Raw genomic sequence first — 17,372 nt, 5'->3', positions numbered from 1 at the left:
TTTGTTTCCGCAAGGCGATCAGGCCGCTCAGCGGCAAGGGAGAGATGAGAGATGGATCAGCGCGAGCTGCAAGGAATCAAGTCGATGGCCGGACAATACAACGTCATTCCGGTCGTGCGCCGTTTGATGGCGGACACGGAAACGCCGATAAGAGTGTTCCAACACCTAAGCAAAGATGAGCGGGCATTTTTGCTGGAAAGCGTGGAAGGCGGCGTGAAATGGGCGCGGTATTCGTTCATCGGCACCGATCCTTTCCTCGTGCTGAAGCTGAAAAAAGGCGAATTAACGCTGGAGCAGAACGGCAAAATCGAATCGCACCGGACGACGGAGCCGCTTCAGTTGCTTCGTGAGAAACTTCGCGGTTACCGCAGTCCGTCGTTGCCGGAGCTGCCTCCCTTCACTGGCGGGGCAATTGGATTTTTCGGATACGACCTGCTGCAATATTACGAGCGGAAGCTGCCCCCTCATAAGCATGACGACTTGAACATGGACGATATGCAATTTATGTTCTGCGACCGCATCATCGTGTTCGACCACTTCAAGCAGCAAGCGCTTGTCATCGGCAACGTTCATATCAAAGATGGTGCGACGGATGCCGATATCGAAGCGGCGTACCGCGAGGCGCTGAACGCGATCGACGACACGATCCGCCGCATTCAGCAGCCGTTGCCGGTGCAGCCTTCGAGAGGAGCTCCGCCGCACGATCCGGAGCTCGGCGATATTTCGTCCAATGTGAGCAAGGAGCAGTTTCTCGCCAACGTCAACCAGGCGAAAGAGTACATTCGAGCGGGCGATATTTTCCAAGTGGTGCTGTCTCAAAGGTTCCACATCGAGACGGAAGTTGATCCGCTTCACGTGTACCGCGTTCTTCGGACGATGAACCCGTCGCCTTACATGTACATTCTGAAACTGGACGACGAGACGGTTGTCGGCACATCGCCGGAGTTGCTCGTCAAAGTCGACGATGGCAAAGTGGAAACCCGCCCGATCGCGGGTACGAGACCGCGTGGAGCGACGCCGGAAGAAGATTTGGCGCTCGAGAAAGAACTGCTTGCGGATGAGAAAGAACGCGCCGAGCACGTCATGCTCGTCGATCTGGGCCGCAATGATTTGGGCCGTGTGTCGACTTTCGGAACGGTCAAATGCGACAGCTACATGGAGATAGAGCGTTACTCTCACGTCATGCACATCGTTTCGAACGTTACAGGCACGCTTCGTCCTGACAAAGATTTCTACGATGCTTTTCTGTCCTGCTTGCCCGCCGGCACCGTATCCGGCGCGCCGAAGCTGCGGGCGATGGAAATCATCGCCGAGCTTGAGAACGAAGCGCGCGGCGCCTATGCGGGTGCGATCGGTTATCTCGGATTTTCGGGTAACCTGAACACGTGCATTACGATTCGTACGATTATTTTCAAACATGGCAAAGCTTACGTGCAAGCAGGGGCGGGGATCGTATGGGATTCCGTTCCGGAAAAAGAATACGAAGAGACGGTCAACAAAGCGAAAGGGATGCTGAAGGCGATCAGAGCCGCGGAAGTGGCGTTCCCTCCCGTCGGTCAGGCAAAACGCAACAACGGGTTTTCCGCCGTATTGGCCGGGGATCGCCGCACGAATCTCGACTACGATTAAGAGAGGGGATTACGCGACATGAACGATACGATGACAATCAGCCTTCCGCAGGCACTTGCGAGGTTAGTGAACGGAGACGACTTGACCCGCGATGAAGCTTACGGCGCGATGACGACGATCATGAAAGGAGAGGCGACGCAGGCACAGATCGGCGGCACGATGATCGCCCTTCGAATGAAAGGCGAGACGGTGGACGAGATTACCGGTTTCGCCGAGGCGATGCGTGCCTTCTCCAGCAGACTTGCGACCGAGAATACGGATTTGCTCGATACTTGCGGTACCGGCGGATCGGGCATTCATAAATTCAACATTTCCACGGCATCTGCGATTATTGCTGCGGCTGCGGGCGCGCGCGTCGCCAAACACGGCAACCGCGCGATGAGCGGCAAAGCCGGCAGCGCAGACGTGCTGGAGGCGCTCGGCGTCAATATTAACTTGACCGCAGAACAGGCTGCGGTATGCTTGGAACGTACGAATATTTGTTTTATGTTCGCGCAGTTGTACCATCCGGCGCTGAAACATGCGGCAACTCCTCGCCGGGAGCTCGGCGTAAGGACGATCTTTAACATGCTTGGCCCGCTTGCCAACCCTGCGAACGCGGATCGGCAATTGATCGGCCTGTACGATAAAACCAAGACGGCTATTGTGGCGGAAGTGCTCGGTCGCCTCGGTTTGAAGCGTGCGATGGTCGTGGGGAGCCATGACGGATTGGACGAAATCAGCTTGTCGGCGCCGACACAAGTGTCGGAACTACGTAACGGCGAAGTGACGACGTACGATATTACACCGCAAGAACTCGGCTTAAACCGCGTTTCGCTCGGAGACATGCAAGGCGGCAACGCGGTCGAGAACGCCCAAATCATCCGTAGAGTGCTTGGCGGCGAAAGAAGCGCTTATCGCGACGTCGTGCTCGCGAACGCAGGTGCATGTATTTATGTCGCAGGTCGCGCGGATTCGCTGTCGGAAGGCGTAAAAGTGGCGGCGGCAACGATCGATGCCGGACTTGCAGCAGATAAATTACAGGATTGGATCGCAACGACAGGAGAAGTGAGCCATGTTTCTTGATCGCATCGTCGCCGCTAAGCATCGCGAAGTGGAGACGTTAAAACAAACGTTATCAATCGCCCAAGCAGAGAAAGAGATTGCTGAAATGGCTGCTTGCCGAGGCTTCGAGGCAGCGCTGGTGCGCCGCAATCGTCCGGTCGGCCTCATCGCGGAAGTGAAGAAAGCGAGTCCTTCCAAAGGGATGATCCGTCCGGACTTCGATTCGGTCGGATTGGCGCAAGCTTATGAGCAGGCCGGGACGGATTGTATTTCCGTGCTGACGGACGTTGATTATTTTCAGGGGAGCAATGCGTACTTAACAAGCGTTCGTTCGGCTGTGAACGTCCCATTGCTTCGCAAAGACTTCACGATAGACGAAAGCCAAATTTACGAAGCTCGTCTGATCGGTGCCGACGCCATTTTGCTGATCGCGGCGATACTGACGAAGAGCCAGTTGGCGGATTTTCATACGCTCGCCCGCGATATCGGTCTGGACGTGCTTGTTGAAGTTCATAATCGCGAAGAGCTGGAAACGGTACTTGAAGTCGGCAAAGCGACGTTGATCGGCGTTAACAACCGCGATTTGAAGACGTTCGTCACCGACCTTGGCGTCACCGAACGGCTGATCGGCCTTATGCCGAAAGACGTCATCGCTGTCAGCGAGAGCGCGATCTCGTCGCCGGAAGACGTTGCGTTCGTGCGGAAGGCGGGAGCGCAGGCGGTGCTCGTCGGCGAGCATTTTATGCGTCAGCCGCACGTTGGTCAGGCGGTACAAGATTTGCTCGGCCCGATCGCGAAAGAAGGAGCGCAGCGATGAGTGATGCGGCTACCGACACTACAAATGCGTTGATCAAAATATGCGGCATTAAAGAAGAGGCGACGCTGGAAGGAATGAAGGGGCTCGACGTCGCTTACATCGGCTTCGTGTTCGCTAAGAGCAAACGGCAAGTGTCCCCGGAGCGGGCGGCCCAGCTGCTTGACGTTGCGCACGGCGTGCCGATGGCAGGAGACGCTCGGCCGCTCGCCGTAGGCGTATTCGTAAACCCGACTTTGGAACAGCTCGAGGAAACGCTCGATGCCGTTCGGCTGGACGTCGTGCAGCTTCACGGTCAAGAGACGCCGGAGTTTAGCCGCGAAGTCGGCCAGCGATTCGGCGTAGAAGTATGGCGCGCACTGCCGGTGACGGAAAGCGCGGACGAGGATCCGGAAGAAGGTTCGGCAAGGTTGGCCGCGTATGCGGGCGCCGTATCGACGATATTGCTCGACACGGCAGGCGGCGGCACGGGCAAATCTTTCCGCTGGGACGTTATCCCCGCCTATCAGGAAGCGGCCAAGGAGAGTGGCTTGCGTTTGTTCGTTGCAGGCGGCTTGTCGCCTGACAATGCAGATCGGTTAATTACAGCTTACCTACCGGAAGGCGTAGACATCTCCAGCGGCGTGGAGACGGACGGAGTAAAGGATAACGGGAAAATCGCCGCATTCGTAGAAAGGGTGAAACGGCCATGAGTCAAACGCAATCGCAAACGAAACCGTACGAAGGCAAACAAGTGCCGGACGAGAACGGCCGCTTCGGACCGTTCGGAGGCAAATATGTGCCCGAGACGCTGATGAACGCGTTGATCGAGCTGGAAGAAGCTTATTTGAAATATAAGGACGATCCGGATTTTCTCGAAGAGGTTCGCTACTTGCTCAAACAGTACTCCGGTCGGCCGACGCCTCTTTATTACGCGGAGAGGTTGTCCGAGCATTTGGGCGGCGCGAAAATTTACTTGAAACGCGAAGACTTGAACCATACGGGCGCGCACAAAATCAACAATACGATCGGGCAAGCGGTGCTCGCCAAGCGGATGGGGAAGAAAAAGGTCATCGCAGAGACGGGAGCGGGACAGCATGGCGTCGCTTCGGCGACGGTAGCCGCTTTGATGGGGCTCGAATGTAAAGTGTTTATGGGCGAAGAGGACACGAAGCGCCAGCAACTGAATGTTTTTCGCATGAAGCTGCTCGGCTCCGAAGTCATTCCCGTCACATCCGGCACGCGGACGCTTAAAGACGCCTGCAACGAAACGTTGCGCTATTGGGTCAGCCATGTCGACGACACGTATTACATTCTAGGCTCGGTTACCGGACCACACCCTTACCCGATGATGGTGCGCGATTTTCAACGGATTATCGGCCTTGAAGCGAGGGAGCAGATCCAGGAAGCCGAAGGCAGATTGCCTGACGCGGTCGTTGCGGCCGTCGGCGGCGGCAGCAATGCGATTGGCATCTTCCACCCGTTCGTCGGCGACGAAGGCGTTCGCTTGATTGGCGTAGAAGCGGCAGGACGCGGCGTTGACACTGATGAGCATGCGGCAACGATGACGAAAGGTCGCCCAGGTGTTTTCCAAGGCTCGATGAGTTACGTGCTGCAGGACGAAGGCGGCCAGGTGCTTCCGGCGCACTCGATTTCCGCGGGCCTTGACTATCCGGGCATCGGACCGGAGCATGCTTTTCTGAAAGATACGAAAAGAGCCGAATACGTCCCGATTACAGACAAAGAGGCGCTCGATGCGCTCGGGTTGCTGTCCCGTACAGAAGGCATTATTCCGGCGCTCGAGTCCGCACACGCAATTGCGCATACGTTAAAAATCGCACCAACGATGGGTAAAGACCAAATCATTGTCGTCAATTTGTCGGGGCGCGGCGATAAAGACGTCGAGTCTATTATGGGTTACTTGGCGGCAGAGGAGGGGCAAGCATGAGCGAGCGGGATAACGTGAACGGCTCAACGAACTTGATTGACGACGTTTTCGCGAGATTAAAGGCATCCGGTGAGACTGCGCTCATCCCTTTTTTGACAATGGGAGATCCGGATTTGGATACGTCGGTCGATCTTATTGAAGCGGCTGAAAGAGCGGGAGCCCATATCATCGAAATCGGCGTTCCGTATTCCGACCCGCTTGCCGACGGTCCGGTTATCCAACGCGCGGCTGAAAGAGCGCTGCGCAATCGGGTCAGCATGATGGACTGCATTGGCATCGGAGCCAAAGCAAGGACGCGCGGCGTGAAAATGCCCTTTATCCTGTTCAGTTATTTTAACCCGGCGTACCAGTTAGGCTTGGATAAGTTTTTCTCCTTGCTGCGGGAGAACGATTTCAGCGGCGTCATTTTACCTGACTTGCCTCTCGAAGAGGATGCAGAGACGAGAGCTTACGCTGACAAATACGGCATTCATCTTATTCCGCTTGTTGCGCCGACTTCCGAGGCTCGTGTCGAGAGGATCGCCGCCCAGGCACGAGGATTCGTATACTGTGTCTCGTCTCTTGGCGTCACCGGCGTAAGATCGACGTTCCACGAGGGCATCGACGCGTTCCTGGACACCGTTCGTCGCGCGGCCACCGTGCCGATCTGCATCGGATTCGGCATCTCGACCCGCGAGCATGCCGAACGGTTCGCCAGCCGGTGCGACGGCGTTGTCGTCGGCAGCGCGATCGTACGTCAAGTCGAAGAAGCATTGCCGCTGCTGACCTCCTCCTCGGAAGAAGAGCATAAACGCGGCGTGCAGGCAGTGGAGCAGTTTATTTCCGATCTGAAGCCGCGCACGGCGAACGTCTGAAGAACGACGTTCAGAAGCACACTTTAAAAATGCAATCTGTACACCAACGCGTTGATGTGTCACAATAGAAATACATGTTCATCCGGAGCGCCTGCCGCTTCGTCCTTGGAGGGCGAGGCGCTTACGCTCCGTTTGCCGTTACACAGGAGGGGATGTATGATGCAACCGAAACCGAATATTGTCCACTTGCCGGTCTATCAGCCGGGCAAACCCGTCGAAGATGTCAAAAGAGAACTCGGCTTGACCGAGGTCATCAAGCTCGCCTCTAACGAAAATCCGTTCGGCAGCTCGCCGAAAGCGCTTGAAGCGATCCGGAACGAACTCGAAAATATTAGTATTTATCCCGATGGTGCTGCCGTCGAACTGACGAACGCCATTGCTGCGCATTTTAACGTAAATGCAGATCAAATCATTTTCGGAGCAGGCTCCGACGAAATTATACTTATGATCGCCCGTGCTTACTTGTGCCCAGGCGACGAGACGATTATGGCGGACCAGACGTTCCCGCAATATAAGCACAATTGCACGATCGAGAACGCTGAAATAATCGAAGTGCCGCTGAAAAACGGTACGCATGATTTGCCGGCGATGCTGGCGCGCGTGACCGATAAAACGAAAGTCGTCTGGGTTTGCAATCCGAATAATCCTACCGGCACGATAAATACGGCGGAGGAAGTGGAAAGTTTTCTAGCCGCCATGCCTGCTAACGTGCTTGTCGTTCTCGACGAAGCGTATTGCGAATACATTGGCGATCCGTCGTTCCCGGACGGCCTCGCTTTACTCAAGAAATATCCGAACGTGGTCGTGCTCCGCACATTCTCGAAAATTTACGGTCTTGCTTCGCTCCGCATCGGTTACGGCATCGGCCGCCCGGATGTGATCCGCAGCATCAACCAAGTGCGCGAGCCGTTCAATACGTCCCGATTCGGCCAAGCGGCTGCGCTCGCAGCGTTGAAGGACGAAGCATTCGTCGCCTCCTGCCGCGAAGCGAACAAGAAAGGGCTTGTCTACTTGAACGCGAAGTTCGCCGAACTGGGTCTCGAAGCTTTCCCTGCATATGGCAACTTCATCATGGTTGACGCGAAACGTCCTGCCCAAGACGTCTTCGACGGTTTGCTGCGCAAAGGCGTCATCGTCCGCGGCGGCCATAAGAAATACCCGACGCATATTCGTATTACCGTCGGCAGCCAGGAGCAGAACGAGAAGGTCATCGCCGCCTTAACCGCCGTCCTGCAAGAAATCGCGGTAAAGGTGTGACGGTATGAGCGGAGAGTTTAGCGACTTTGCGGAGCCGAACGGCAATGCAAGCCAGTCTCAAATCAAAATCGCCATTTTTGGCGTCGGGCTGATCGGCGGCTCGCTAGCGCTGTGCTTCAAAGGCAAGCCAGGGTTCGAAGTTGTCGGCCATTCCATCAATGCGGCTTCGACGGAGAAGTATGTGGCGCGCGGCGTCGTCGACAGTGCGACGACATCGATCGCAGAAGCGGCGAAAGATGCCGATTTCCTATTTTTGTGCGTTCCCGTCGGCAAACTGGAGGCGTACGTGGACGAGTTGTCGAGGCTGCCGCTGAAGCCCGGCTGCATCATTACGGACGTCGGCAGCACGAAAGCTTCTATCGTCCGCTATGCGTCGAAGCTTCAGCTTCAAGGGTCCGTCTTCATCGGCGGTCATCCGATGGCTGGCTCGGAGCGCTCCGGCGTTGAAGCGGCGAGTTTGCACCTGCTCGAGAACGCCTATTACGTGCTGACGCCTTCTGAAGGCGCTCCGGAAGAGGCTATAACGAAGCTGGAAAAGCTGCTCAAGCTGACTCGCGCCCATATTGTCAGAACGGATGCGGCCCAGCACGACGATATCGTAGGCGCCATCAGTCATTTGCCTCATATGATTGCGGTCGCCCTTGTGAACCAGATCGCAGGATATAACGAGACAAACGAACTGTACCGCACGCTCGCCGCTGGAGGGTTCAGGGATATTACGCGAATTGCGTCGAGCGATCCTTACATTTGGCGGGATATTCTTCTGAATAACCGCGACGTCATGCTGAAGCTCGTGACTGAGTGGCAAGAAGGAATGGGACAGTTTGCCGATCTTGTTTCCCGGGAAGATGGGGACGGGATCGTGGACGCATTCCGGCGCGCGGGGGATTTCCGTAGCCAGTTGCCCGAGAGACGCAAAGGCATGATTACATCGCTGTACGAATGTTACGTCGACGTGCCCGACCACCCCGGCATCATCGGAAAAATCGCCACGGATCTCGGCCAGGCGAAAATCAATTTGAGCAACTTGCAAATTATCGAAAGCAGGGAAGACGTTCCGGGCGTGCTGCGGCTATCCTTTAAGCAGGAAGACGATCTGGACCGCGCTACGGCGTTGCTGCAATCGATCGGATACGATGTTCATATGTGAAACGGAGGCGCTGCGCGAGCGGCGTCTTTTTGCGGTTGGCGAGTATGTAGGAGCATGGATAGGGTAGACAGCTGGGCCAGTCTAATCGAAGTATGGGTACGCACCTACAAAAAGTAAGGCAAAGCAATGCGGGGAAGAAATAGCAAATGTGTCGAGCCAGTCCCGAAAGTCTTTATGCGAATCCGTTATATGAAATCGCTTCAAATATAAATGTAAGCGCTTATTGACAAAATGTAATCGTATACATATAATAAAAGCATAGTATGGTTTCTCTCCACTCCTATCCAATCCTTGCACAATGTGCAACCGCCCTCCGGGGCGGTTTTTTTTTGACTTTGTGACAAGTAACATTCAATAGGCTTGCAAGCTATAAGTAACCCAGGGGCTCACGAAATTGAAGGCTGTGAGAGAGGTTTGCGGCAGGCTGAGTTAATGCGAACTTCGAGTAAATGCCCGCTGAGAGCCCTGCCCGAGAGTGAGATGTTCGATTCTTTCGAGTAATTGCCTGCTGTGGGCCCTGTTCGAGAGCGAGATGTTCGAATTTTTCGAGTAATTGCCTGCTGTGGGCCCTGTTCGAGAGCGAGATGTTCGATTCTTTCGAGTAATTGCCCCCGTCGAGCCCCGCCCGAGAGTGAGATGTTCGAATTTTTCGAGTAATTGCTCACTGCGATCCCTGCTCGAGAGTAAGATGTTCGAATTTTTCGAGTAATTGCCTGCTGCGGGCCCTGTTCGAGAGCGAGATGTTCGATTCTTTCGAGTAATTACCTACTGCGAGCTCCGACCGAGAGTGAGATGTTCGAATTTTTCGAGTAATTGCCTGCTGTAGGCCCTGTTCGAGATTGAGATGTTCGAATTATCGAGTAAATGCCCGCTGAGAGCCCCGCCCGAGAGCGAGATGTTCGATTCTTTCGAGTAAATGCCTGCTGTAGGCCCTGTTCGAGAGCGAGATGTTCGATTCTTTCGTGTAATTGCCTGCTGTGGGCCCTGTTCGAGAGCGAGATGTTCGAATTTTTCGAGTAATTGCCTGCTGTGGGCCCAGTTCGAGAGCGAGATGTTCGATTCTTTCGAGTAATTGCTCACTGCGAGCCCTGCTCGAGAGTAAGATGTTCGAATTTTTCGAGTAGATGCCCCCAGCGAGCCCGACCTGAGAGTGAGATGTTCGATTTTCAAGTAATTATCCGCTCGGAGCTGCGTCGGAGGACTCCCTCTCACCGCTCTTTAACCGACACGCTAAGCAAACAGTCCCCCATTTTGAAGCACCTGCTCAAGCGGTAGAATGACCGTTGCGAATATGGACAGCTTTTCCTTCGAAATTTGAGAAATTTTTAAGCGCAAAACCTCCATTCCTGTGATACAATAACTCATAGAATTTGTAAAATACTGGCTTATCCAATAGATGTGCGCTGAAAAGCGCAACTTTTTCGTTTTTGGTCGGTACAATTACGTAAGACCGCCGACTGCGAACGTTCACCCTAAGACGGGGGAGGGTCGCGAACATGATGACCGATTCCCAATTGATACGGGAAATCAAGGACGGAAACGTAGAGATGTATGCTACGCTTATGGGTCGATATCAGAAAAAAATATTAGCTTTCGTATACCATATGCTCAAGAGCGCCAAACTCGAAATACTGGCGGAAGATATCTGCTCGGAATCGTTTTACAAAGCTTATCGAAGCTTGCATTCCTTCCGAGAAGTCGACGCCTCGTTCTCGACTTGGCTATATACGATCGCGCGAAATACGGTTCTGAGCGAACTGCGCAAGCAGAAGAGCGCGCATCAATCGCTGGACGACTCCACTTACATACCGGCCGCGCCTCATGAAGAGGCGCCCGAACATCGGCTGCTGCAGAGCGAGAAAGTGACCAAGGTCAGGGAAGCGATCAACAGCTTGCCCGAGAAGCAGCGGTCCGCGCTCATTCTCCGCGAATACGACGGGATGGACTATCAGGAAATCGCCAACATTCTCGGTCAGACGGTAAGCTCGGTAAAGTCGTTGTTGTTCAGGGCTAGAGCCAGCGTGAAGACGCAGATGGAATCGTACTTTACTGAACCGTCCATCATGAAGGAGTACGAGGAGATGAAGTTGCGATGAGGTGCGAAGAAGCGGGGGAATGGTTCGGTATTTACCGCGATCTACCGGAACAATCGGAAGAGAGATTGGCGGTCGATCTTCACGTTGCCGGGTGTCCACAGTGCGCCGAAGAGTTCCGCATGTGGGAAGAGAGTGCACTGCTTATTCATGAACTGCCCATGAATGACGCTGAGGAGGAGATTGTCTCCTCCGAATGGGTGAACCGTAACGTGATGAACCGGATTTACGAGGAACAAAGCTGGTTTATGCCGACCGTGCGGCATTCCTATTCTTTTACTTTCGCATTCAGGAAGAAGATTGCCGGTGCTCTGGCCGCTCTGTTTGCTTTGTTCGTAGGCGGATTCCTCTACATGATATATGATCGTTCGACCGATGGAGGGCGGACGAGTTCCGACTTGTTGGATTCCGCCAGCGTTTTCTCTACTAGCCATCAGTCGGGCGGCAGTGTTCATTTCGATGTTCCGATGGCCAGTTTAAGCGATCCGATCATGCTAAACGTTTCTCCCGCCGCCCCCGAATACTGGATTGCCTTCTCCATCGTCGGCATGATTATGACGTTGCTCATTTTGAACTGGTTTTCGAGGGTGCGTACATGACGGAAGCGGCGAGAATGGGTTGGATACGCCACGGCATTACGGAATGGAACCGGCTGGGTAAGATCCAGGGCGTAACGGACATTCCGCTCTCGAAGGAAGGCGAAGAGCAAGCGCGCAGGTTGGCTGTTAGGCTGATCGCCGACGGCGACCGCTGGGACGGTATCTATTGCAGCGATTTGAAGCGGGCGCATCGCACAGCGGAGATTATATCCGAACGGCTCGGTATTCCGCTCGTAACCGATTCGAGGTTGAGAGAGCGTTCATTCGGGCAAGCGGAAGGCACGACACTGGAACAGCGCGTATCCGAGTGGGGGGAGAATTGGCGAGCGAACGTGCCTGATCAAGAAAGCGATGACGAAGTTCGGGCGAGGGGCCACGATTTTGTGGACGATTTCTTGCTTAGACATCAAGGTCAATCGTGGCTGATTGTTACCCATGGCAGCTTCCTAGCTAGAATGCTGCAATCGTTATGCGAAGATTTGACGGACTCGCATTTGCAAAACGTGAGTCTGACCGTACTGGAAAGACCGGCAAATTCAATGCACTCGAATTGGACGCCTCTCTTGCACAATTGCACGCTTCATCTGGCAGAACCGTCGACAAAACGATAATTTACGGAAGACCCGGCCATGGCCGGGTCTTTTTTTGCGTGAGTTTCGGACACGTCCAACGTTTAAGTCGATTTCCTCGCGCCCATACTGAACAATATACCCACCAAGAAGCGGGGAAAACCGATGAACTTGGCTGAAATGCTCAGCTATTCGGACATTGCCGAATTGTCGGCGATCGCCGATGCTTATGGTTGCGAATGCAGCAGCCATTCCAAAAACGAGTTGATCCAGTCTATTCTCTCGACCGTTCAGCGAAGAGACGTGCTCGAATCGAGAGTGGGGGAAGTGACGGGCAATGATTTGCGTTTCCTGAACTCTCTCCTATTCGAAAGTCGAACGGCCTACAGCCTGGAAGAGTTAAAGGCGAGAGCGATCGGTGGGGGAGCGGGAGCGCCTGAAGGCGACGGAAGAGCATCGAATGCCGGAGAGGCTGCAGCTTTGGCAGCAACGAAGCAGGAAGTCGCAGCGAAGGGGAATGGTCGAAAAAAAAAGACGGATGCGTCAAAGATTCCGCGCGTCCCCGAAGACAGCGCACGTCAATCGATTTCCCGTTTCAAAAGAAACGGTTGGCTGTTCAACGGTTTCTCCCAGCATACGAAATATTTGTTTCAAGTGCCGGAAGACGTGAAAGCGCGACTCGGAGATGCCCTTGAGAAAAGATTTCGACATTCTCTCGACTTCGCCGCAGAACCTCCGGCCTATCGCGACGAAGGTAATCTGCTTGCCGAAGACGTGACCGCTTTCCTGAAGTTCGTCCGTGACAACGATGTGCCGGTGACGGCAGAAGGCGTCATGTACAAAAGACAGCTCTCGCTCGCGCTTGAGCGGATGTCGGTCATGGAGTCGATTCCGACACGTGCGGGATGGCGGTTCGGATATGGTCGCAAGTTCAGGGATTATCCGGATCGATTTTCATTGTTGTACGATTACGTCTATTTGGAAGGGCTCGTGGAAGAACGGACGGATAGGCTCGAATTGACGGAGCTCGGACGCAATGTTGCCGACGGATTCGCCAAAGCGGAACAAATCGGGATATACCGCTGCTGGATGCGGCAATACAAAATTCCGGTGCCCAGTTTGCCGGCGCTTGCTCAGTGGGTTATGAGGCTTACGCCGGAGTGGACGACGGTCGAATCCGTCATTCAAATTCTTCAACCGCTCGTTCGTCCTTACTTCTACGACACGCAACGGGATGTGCTCGATAATAGAGTGTTGCGCATGCTCATGCATCTTGGTGCACTGCGATGGGGCGAGACGGAATCGGGAGAAGCGGTCGTGAAGCTGACCAAACAAGGCAAATCACTTATTTCCGGCGTTCCTCACGCGTCGTTTCCACGATAGGCGAGGGTACATTGATCGGAATAGGGGCGTTTGTCTTGAGCGAGGCAGGCCGCGATGAATATGCTTGTAGTGGGAGCCGAAATTCGGAGGTGCAACGAATGGACAACATGAAAGTCGCCTACGAGACGATGTTGGGATTGGCGGCGGAAATGGTCCTTGACGAAGCGCTGCGCAATTACCGGACGGAGAAAATTTATAACGCTATCGACGATGCGCTCGCGCAAGGAGACGCCGAATCATTTCGCCGCCTGACCGACGAACTGAAAACAATTCAGCGATAAGGATGGAACCGCCGGATCGGCCCCTCGCGCCGATCTTCCTATGCGTTACCCGGCCTGCGGCCGGGTTTTTTTCGTTATTTATTTGTAGTAGGATAGACATAAGTGTATGGTGAACAACCTCTATACATACATTGACGAGCAGGAGAGGACATGATCATGAAATTCAACGAAATCGGCGAGGAGAGCTGGCCGAATCTGCAGACTTATCTCGACACTTGCTTCATCCCGTTATCCGGTTTGACCGGGGAGGAATCTCCGTGGGAGGCGACGGAGAAAATAGCCCGAACGGGCGATTGGCTCGCTCCGCTCGAACAAGCTTTCCGGGGGCGTACGGTAACGATGCCGGCTTTTCATTATAACGGCAACGGCGAAGCTTCCAGAACCGGCGATATTAACGAATTGATTCAGAATTGGAGACGTCTTGGTTTCCGTTACATCGTCATTATCAGCGGTCAGCCTCTCCGTATGGACGAGACGCTCGAAGCTGATCTTATCGTACAGCCGGCAAGCGACGACGAATTGCCCGAGGCGGACGTTATCGGCAAGTTGGTCACCGAATTGTGGCGAAACCCGTCTGCTGCGCCTAGATCAGTCGTGTAATTCGGCGCTGCCAGGCGACGAGTGTTTGGAAAGAACGCGAATAACCGAGCGGTATCGCGCAAACAATAGGCAGACACCGACGCGGTGAAATGTGACAATTTGAGAACATTTTAACGGCACGTGCCCCGACAGGAGAAGGAAACTCCCGGCGCTATTCTTGACGCTCTATAATGCGTGGGCTATTATAGTTATGTCCTTGTGAACAGATTGTAAAGTCCGTACCGGACGCAAGATTGGTGTGGCAAAGGGGGTAGAATGAATGGACCACAATACGCAGCAAGAAACCGCGCACGGACCGGCTAAGCGTAAAGAAATGTCGAGACGTCAGTTTTTGTCTTACACGCTTGGCGGAGCAGGAGCTTTTATGGCCGGCGGGGCCATTTTACCGATGATCCGCTTTGCCGTAGATCCGATATTGGTTAAGAAGCAGAAGGGTAGCTTCGTTAAAGCGATCGAAGAAAGCAAAGTGACCAATGAACCGCAGCAAATCGATTTCACGGTTCACCAGGTAGACGGTTGGTACGAGTCCGACCCGAAAATGCAAGCGTGGATTACGAAGGATGCAAGCGGCAAGATTTTCGCGTTGTCTCCGATTTGTAAACACCTTGGTTGCACGATCGGCAAATTCGGCAAAGAAATTCCGAATGTGTACCTTTGCCCGTGCCACGGCGCAGAGTATACGATCGATGGGAAGAACCTGAAAGTAGCACCGAAGCCGCTTGATCAATACCAAGTCAAGACGGATAACGGTTGGGTGTACCTAGGCCCGCTTGAACCGAATAGTCGCGTTTAGAAGGAGGGCGCTAACGTCCCATGTTCAAAAACATGTACAACTGGATCGACGAGCGTCTGGACATTACGCCGATGTGGAGAGATATTGCCGATCATGAAGTGCCAGAGCACGTCAACCCGGCTCATCATTTCTCCGCTTTCGTGTATTGCTTCGGCGGACTGACGTTCTTCATTACCGTCATTCAGATCCTCTCGGGGATGTTTCTGACGATGTATTACGTCCCGGATATTATCAACGCTTACTACAGCGTCGATTACTTGCAGCACCAGGTTGCGTTTGGCGCGATCGTGCGCGGGATGCACCACTGGGGCGCAAGCCTTGTTATCGTGATGATGTTTTTACATACCCTGCGCGTATTCTTCACGGGTTCCTACAAGGCGCCTCGGGAAATGAACTGGGTTGTCGGTATGCTGATTTTCTTCGTTATGTTGGGCCTCGGATTTACGGGTTACCTGCTTCCGTGGGATAACAAAGCGTATTACGCAACGAAGGTTGGTCTGGAAATCGCTGGGTCTGTACCTTTCTTGGGCGATTACATCAAGGAGTTAATGAACGGCGGCACGATAGTCGGCGCGCAAACGCTAACCCGGTTCTTCGCGATCCACGTGTTCTTCCTGCCGGCCGCATTGCTCGCGCTGTTAGCCGGACACTTCTTTATGATTCGTAAACAGGGCATATCCGGGCCGCTGTAAGAGAGGGGAGTGACTAGCGATGGCACATAAACATGATCCAAACGAGAAAGTCGTCTTCGTCGGCGACTCTCGTATCCGTAAAAGGGAGCGCACGAACGCGACGCCTCCCGACTATACGTCCTTCCCGGGGAAATCGGAAGCTTTTATCCCGAACTTCCTCCTAAAAGAATGGATGGTCGGCGTCGTCGTGCTCGTCGGATTCCTGACACTGGTTATTGCGGAACCGGCTCCGCTCGGTTATCCGGCGGATCCGCTGAACAGTTCGTTCATCCCGATGCCAGACTGGTACTTCTTATTCCTGTACCAATTGCTGAAATATCCGTATGCTTCGGGCGATTATATCGTTCTTGGTATTTTGGGCTTGTCCGGTATTCCGTTCATCGCCCTTCTGCTCGCGCCTTTCCTTGATACGGGCAAAGAGCGCCGCTTCTATCGCCGTCCGATTGCATCTTCGTTGATGCTCGTGTCGCTAGTCGCGATCGCGTACTTGACGTGGGTTTCTTGGAATCATTACGAGCATGAGCTGGAAGTGAACAACCAAATCCCGGAACATATCGAACGGGAGATCAAAGCCGAAGAAGCGGTGAAGAAAGGCTTACCGCGTCCGATCCCTGGCAGAGAGAAAATTGCTGCTATGGTCGACGCCAACGATCCAGCCTTCACCGAAACGATGACGAAAGCGCAATGTATCGCTTGCCACGGTGCGGAACTCGAAGGCGGCGGCGGTCCTACGCTGCGCGGCATTGGTGACGTACTGAGCAAAGAAGAGATCGTGGCTACGATTACGAACGGCAAAAACAATGGCGCAATGCCATCGTTCAAAGCGAATCTGACGTCAGATCAAATCGATCAAATCGCGACTTGGCTGTCCAAGCAAAAAAAGGCGGAGTAACGCGATTGCCATTAGGCTGATAAAAAAACCTGACCGGTATGGTCAGGTTTTTTTTGAGAAATAGCGACGACGTCCGGTATACGTCTCGGACAAGTCCGAAAGGAAGAGGCAGATGGCTTGGTTGAAATGGATGTTGTCACGCAGCGTCTTGCTTCACCCCATTACGCTGTGGATGTTGATCATTATCTACATTCCCGGAACGTTATACGGCTATTATTGGTACAAGGATCAGTTGGAAAGCGTCTGGAACGCTAACCCGGCCTGGCAGCTTCCATTCGTACCGGACAGCCCAACGGCATCGTTATTGTTCGTAGCAGCGGTGCTTTGGTTATGGATCGCACCTCGACCGTCGAAGAGATGGTGGATAAGCGGTGTACGAGGAATCGTTGAGGCGCTTGGCGTTGTCACTTCGGTGAAATATGGCATATGGGCGACAGCGATTATTTTCGCCGGACAAGCCCAAGGAGACGTGCTGCAATGGGAACATTGGATGCTCGTTATCGGGCACACGGCGATGGCGGTTGTGGCGCTTCTGTACGCAAGATTTTTTTCGTTCGGCGGTTTGTCTCTTGCCGTTGCAGCTGCGTGGACGTTCTTGAACGACACGGTTGACTACAGTTTCGATGTTTATCCATACTTGCCTACAGAGCTTGACGACGATCTGAAATACGTTGCTATTTTCACGTTCGTGCTGACTGCGCTCAGCGTCGTCTCAGCGGCTCTGGCCCGTTTTTTGCCATCCTCGGACAAAGAGGCGACCGAGCGAGCGGACAAGTCGTTCTAAACACGGACATC

The 17,372-nt window shown here is 53.9% G+C and carries 18 protein-coding genes; all 18 read left to right on the top strand.

Features of this window, described 5'->3' with window-relative positions:
- The first annotated feature begins 51 nt into the window (after window positions 1-51).
- The 18 genes from trpE to ACFPOF_RS13660 all read left to right on the top strand — a co-directional run bounded on the left by trpE (window position 52) and on the right by ACFPOF_RS13660 (window position 17,361).
- Window positions 52-1,629, top strand: a complete 1,578-nt coding sequence (gene trpE / locus ACFPOF_RS13745) for an anthranilate synthase component I (RefSeq protein WP_378133511.1) — start codon at window positions 52-54, stop codon at window positions 1,627-1,629.
- 18 nt (window positions 1,630-1,647) lie between these two features.
- Entirely contained in the window at window positions 1,648-2,694 is a 1,047-nt protein-coding gene (trpD, locus tag ACFPOF_RS13740) for an anthranilate phosphoribosyltransferase (protein ID WP_378133509.1), read from the top strand.
- Window positions 2,684-3,490 (top strand): indole-3-glycerol phosphate synthase TrpC, encoded by an 807-nt coding sequence (gene trpC, locus ACFPOF_RS13735; protein WP_378133507.1) that lies wholly within the window; start codon window positions 2,684-2,686, stop codon window positions 3,488-3,490. Before trpD ends, trpC begins: the two co-directional genes overlap by 11 nt.
- On the top strand, window positions 3,487-4,179 hold the full coding sequence (locus ACFPOF_RS13730; RefSeq protein ID WP_378133505.1) for a phosphoribosylanthranilate isomerase: 693 nt from the start codon (window positions 3,487-3,489) through the stop codon (window positions 4,177-4,179). Before trpC ends, ACFPOF_RS13730 begins: the two co-directional genes overlap by 4 nt.
- The gene (trpB, locus tag ACFPOF_RS13725) at window positions 4,176-5,414 is read left to right on the top strand and encodes a tryptophan synthase subunit beta (RefSeq protein WP_378133503.1); all 1,239 of its coding nucleotides are present in this window, start codon (window positions 4,176-4,178) and stop codon (window positions 5,412-5,414) included. The genes ACFPOF_RS13730 and trpB overlap by 4 nt, the downstream gene beginning before the upstream one ends.
- Complete coding sequence (gene trpA / locus ACFPOF_RS13720; RefSeq protein WP_378133501.1) at window positions 5,411-6,268, top strand: tryptophan synthase subunit alpha; 858 nt, start codon at window positions 5,411-5,413, stop codon at window positions 6,266-6,268. The genes trpB and trpA overlap by 4 nt, the downstream gene beginning before the upstream one ends.
- 159 nt (window positions 6,269-6,427) lie before the next feature.
- The gene (gene hisC, locus ACFPOF_RS13715) at window positions 6,428-7,525 is read left to right on the top strand and encodes a histidinol-phosphate transaminase (RefSeq protein WP_378134397.1); all 1,098 of its coding nucleotides are present in this window, start codon (window positions 6,428-6,430) and stop codon (window positions 7,523-7,525) included.
- 4 nt (window positions 7,526-7,529) lie between these two features.
- The gene (locus tag ACFPOF_RS13710) at window positions 7,530-8,675 is read left to right on the top strand and encodes a prephenate dehydrogenase (protein ID WP_378133499.1); all 1,146 of its coding nucleotides are present in this window, start codon (window positions 7,530-7,532) and stop codon (window positions 8,673-8,675) included.
- 1,499 nt (window positions 8,676-10,174) lie between these two features.
- On the top strand, window positions 10,175-10,771 hold the full coding sequence (locus ACFPOF_RS13705; protein ID WP_378134395.1) for an RNA polymerase sigma factor: 597 nt from the start codon (window positions 10,175-10,177) through the stop codon (window positions 10,769-10,771).
- On the top strand, window positions 10,768-11,367 hold the full coding sequence (locus tag ACFPOF_RS13700; RefSeq protein ID WP_378133497.1) for an anti-sigma factor family protein: 600 nt from the start codon (window positions 10,768-10,770) through the stop codon (window positions 11,365-11,367). Before ACFPOF_RS13705 ends, ACFPOF_RS13700 begins: the two co-directional genes overlap by 4 nt.
- Window positions 11,364-11,978 carry a histidine phosphatase family protein gene (locus ACFPOF_RS13695; protein WP_378133495.1) on the top strand — a complete coding sequence of 205 codons (615 nt, stop codon included), beginning with the start codon at window positions 11,364-11,366 and terminating at the stop codon, window positions 11,976-11,978. The genes ACFPOF_RS13700 and ACFPOF_RS13695 overlap by 4 nt, the downstream gene beginning before the upstream one ends.
- A gap of 123 nt (window positions 11,979-12,101) precedes the next feature.
- Complete coding sequence (locus ACFPOF_RS13690; RefSeq protein ID WP_378133493.1) at window positions 12,102-13,319, top strand: hypothetical protein; 1,218 nt, start codon at window positions 12,102-12,104, stop codon at window positions 13,317-13,319.
- A gap of 98 nt (window positions 13,320-13,417) precedes the next feature.
- A complete protein-coding gene (locus ACFPOF_RS13685) occupies window positions 13,418-13,600 on the top strand; it encodes an IDEAL domain-containing protein (RefSeq protein ID WP_209743132.1) in 183 nt (60 codons plus the stop codon).
- Window positions 13,601-13,756: 156 nt separating this feature from the next.
- Window positions 13,757-14,200, top strand: coding sequence for a DUF2487 family protein (locus ACFPOF_RS13680; protein WP_378133491.1), 444 nt, complete (start codon window positions 13,757-13,759; stop codon window positions 14,198-14,200).
- Between the two features lie 259 nt (window positions 14,201-14,459).
- Window positions 14,460-14,993 (top strand): ubiquinol-cytochrome c reductase iron-sulfur subunit, encoded by a 534-nt coding sequence (locus ACFPOF_RS13675; protein WP_378133489.1) that lies wholly within the window; start codon window positions 14,460-14,462, stop codon window positions 14,991-14,993.
- 20 nt (window positions 14,994-15,013) lie between these two features.
- Window positions 15,014-15,685, top strand: a complete 672-nt coding sequence (gene qcrB / locus ACFPOF_RS13670; protein WP_378133487.1) for a menaquinol-cytochrome c reductase cytochrome b subunit — start codon at window positions 15,014-15,016, stop codon at window positions 15,683-15,685.
- A gap of 19 nt (window positions 15,686-15,704) precedes the next feature.
- Window positions 15,705-16,577, top strand: a complete 873-nt coding sequence (locus tag ACFPOF_RS13665) for a c-type cytochrome (RefSeq protein ID WP_378133485.1) — start codon at window positions 15,705-15,707, stop codon at window positions 16,575-16,577.
- 112 nt (window positions 16,578-16,689) lie between these two features.
- Window positions 16,690-17,361, top strand: coding sequence for a DUF1405 domain-containing protein (locus tag ACFPOF_RS13660; RefSeq protein ID WP_378133483.1), 672 nt, complete (start codon window positions 16,690-16,692; stop codon window positions 17,359-17,361).
- Window positions 17,362-17,372 lie beyond the last annotated feature (11 nt).

This window comes from Cohnella soli (assembly GCF_042655525.1).
GTDB classification, from domain to species: domain Bacteria; phylum Bacillota; class Bacilli; order Paenibacillales; family Paenibacillaceae; genus Cohnella; species Cohnella soli.
Note: the sequence above shows the minus strand (reverse complement) of the source record. Positions and strands in the feature narration are given on the sequence as shown.

Bases quoted from the DNA above. Each gene is read 5' to 3' on its own strand.
- trpE (WP_378133511.1), top strand. From the start codon at position 52: ATGGATCAGCGCGAGCTGCAAGGAATCAAGTCGATGGCCGGACAATAC.
- trpD (WP_378133509.1), top strand. From the start codon at position 1,648: ATGAACGATACGATGACAATCAGCCTTCCGCAGGCACTTGCGAGGTTA.
- trpC (WP_378133507.1), top strand. From the start codon at position 2,684: ATGTTTCTTGATCGCATCGTCGCCGCTAAGCATCGCGAAGTGGAGACG.
- ACFPOF_RS13730 (WP_378133505.1), top strand. From the start codon at position 3,487: ATGAGTGATGCGGCTACCGACACTACAAATGCGTTGATCAAAATATGC.
- trpB (WP_378133503.1), top strand. From the start codon at position 4,176: ATGAGTCAAACGCAATCGCAAACGAAACCGTACGAAGGCAAACAAGTG.
- trpA (WP_378133501.1), top strand. From the start codon at position 5,411: ATGAGCGAGCGGGATAACGTGAACGGCTCAACGAACTTGATTGACGAC.
- hisC (WP_378134397.1), top strand. From the start codon at position 6,428: ATGCAACCGAAACCGAATATTGTCCACTTGCCGGTCTATCAGCCGGGC.
- ACFPOF_RS13710 (WP_378133499.1), top strand. From the start codon at position 7,530: ATGAGCGGAGAGTTTAGCGACTTTGCGGAGCCGAACGGCAATGCAAGC.
- ACFPOF_RS13705 (WP_378134395.1), top strand. From the start codon at position 10,175: ATGACCGATTCCCAATTGATACGGGAAATCAAGGACGGAAACGTAGAG.
- ACFPOF_RS13700 (WP_378133497.1), top strand. From the start codon at position 10,768: ATGAGGTGCGAAGAAGCGGGGGAATGGTTCGGTATTTACCGCGATCTA.
- ACFPOF_RS13695 (WP_378133495.1), top strand. From the start codon at position 11,364: ATGACGGAAGCGGCGAGAATGGGTTGGATACGCCACGGCATTACGGAA.
- ACFPOF_RS13690 (WP_378133493.1), top strand. From the start codon at position 12,102: ATGAACTTGGCTGAAATGCTCAGCTATTCGGACATTGCCGAATTGTCG.
- ACFPOF_RS13685 (WP_209743132.1), top strand. From the start codon at position 13,418: ATGGACAACATGAAAGTCGCCTACGAGACGATGTTGGGATTGGCGGCG.
- ACFPOF_RS13680 (WP_378133491.1), top strand. From the start codon at position 13,757: ATGAAATTCAACGAAATCGGCGAGGAGAGCTGGCCGAATCTGCAGACT.
- ACFPOF_RS13675 (WP_378133489.1), top strand. From the start codon at position 14,460: ATGGACCACAATACGCAGCAAGAAACCGCGCACGGACCGGCTAAGCGT.
- qcrB (WP_378133487.1), top strand. From the start codon at position 15,014: ATGTTCAAAAACATGTACAACTGGATCGACGAGCGTCTGGACATTACG.
- ACFPOF_RS13665 (WP_378133485.1), top strand. From the start codon at position 15,705: ATGGCACATAAACATGATCCAAACGAGAAAGTCGTCTTCGTCGGCGAC.
- ACFPOF_RS13660 (WP_378133483.1), top strand. From the start codon at position 16,690: ATGGCTTGGTTGAAATGGATGTTGTCACGCAGCGTCTTGCTTCACCCC.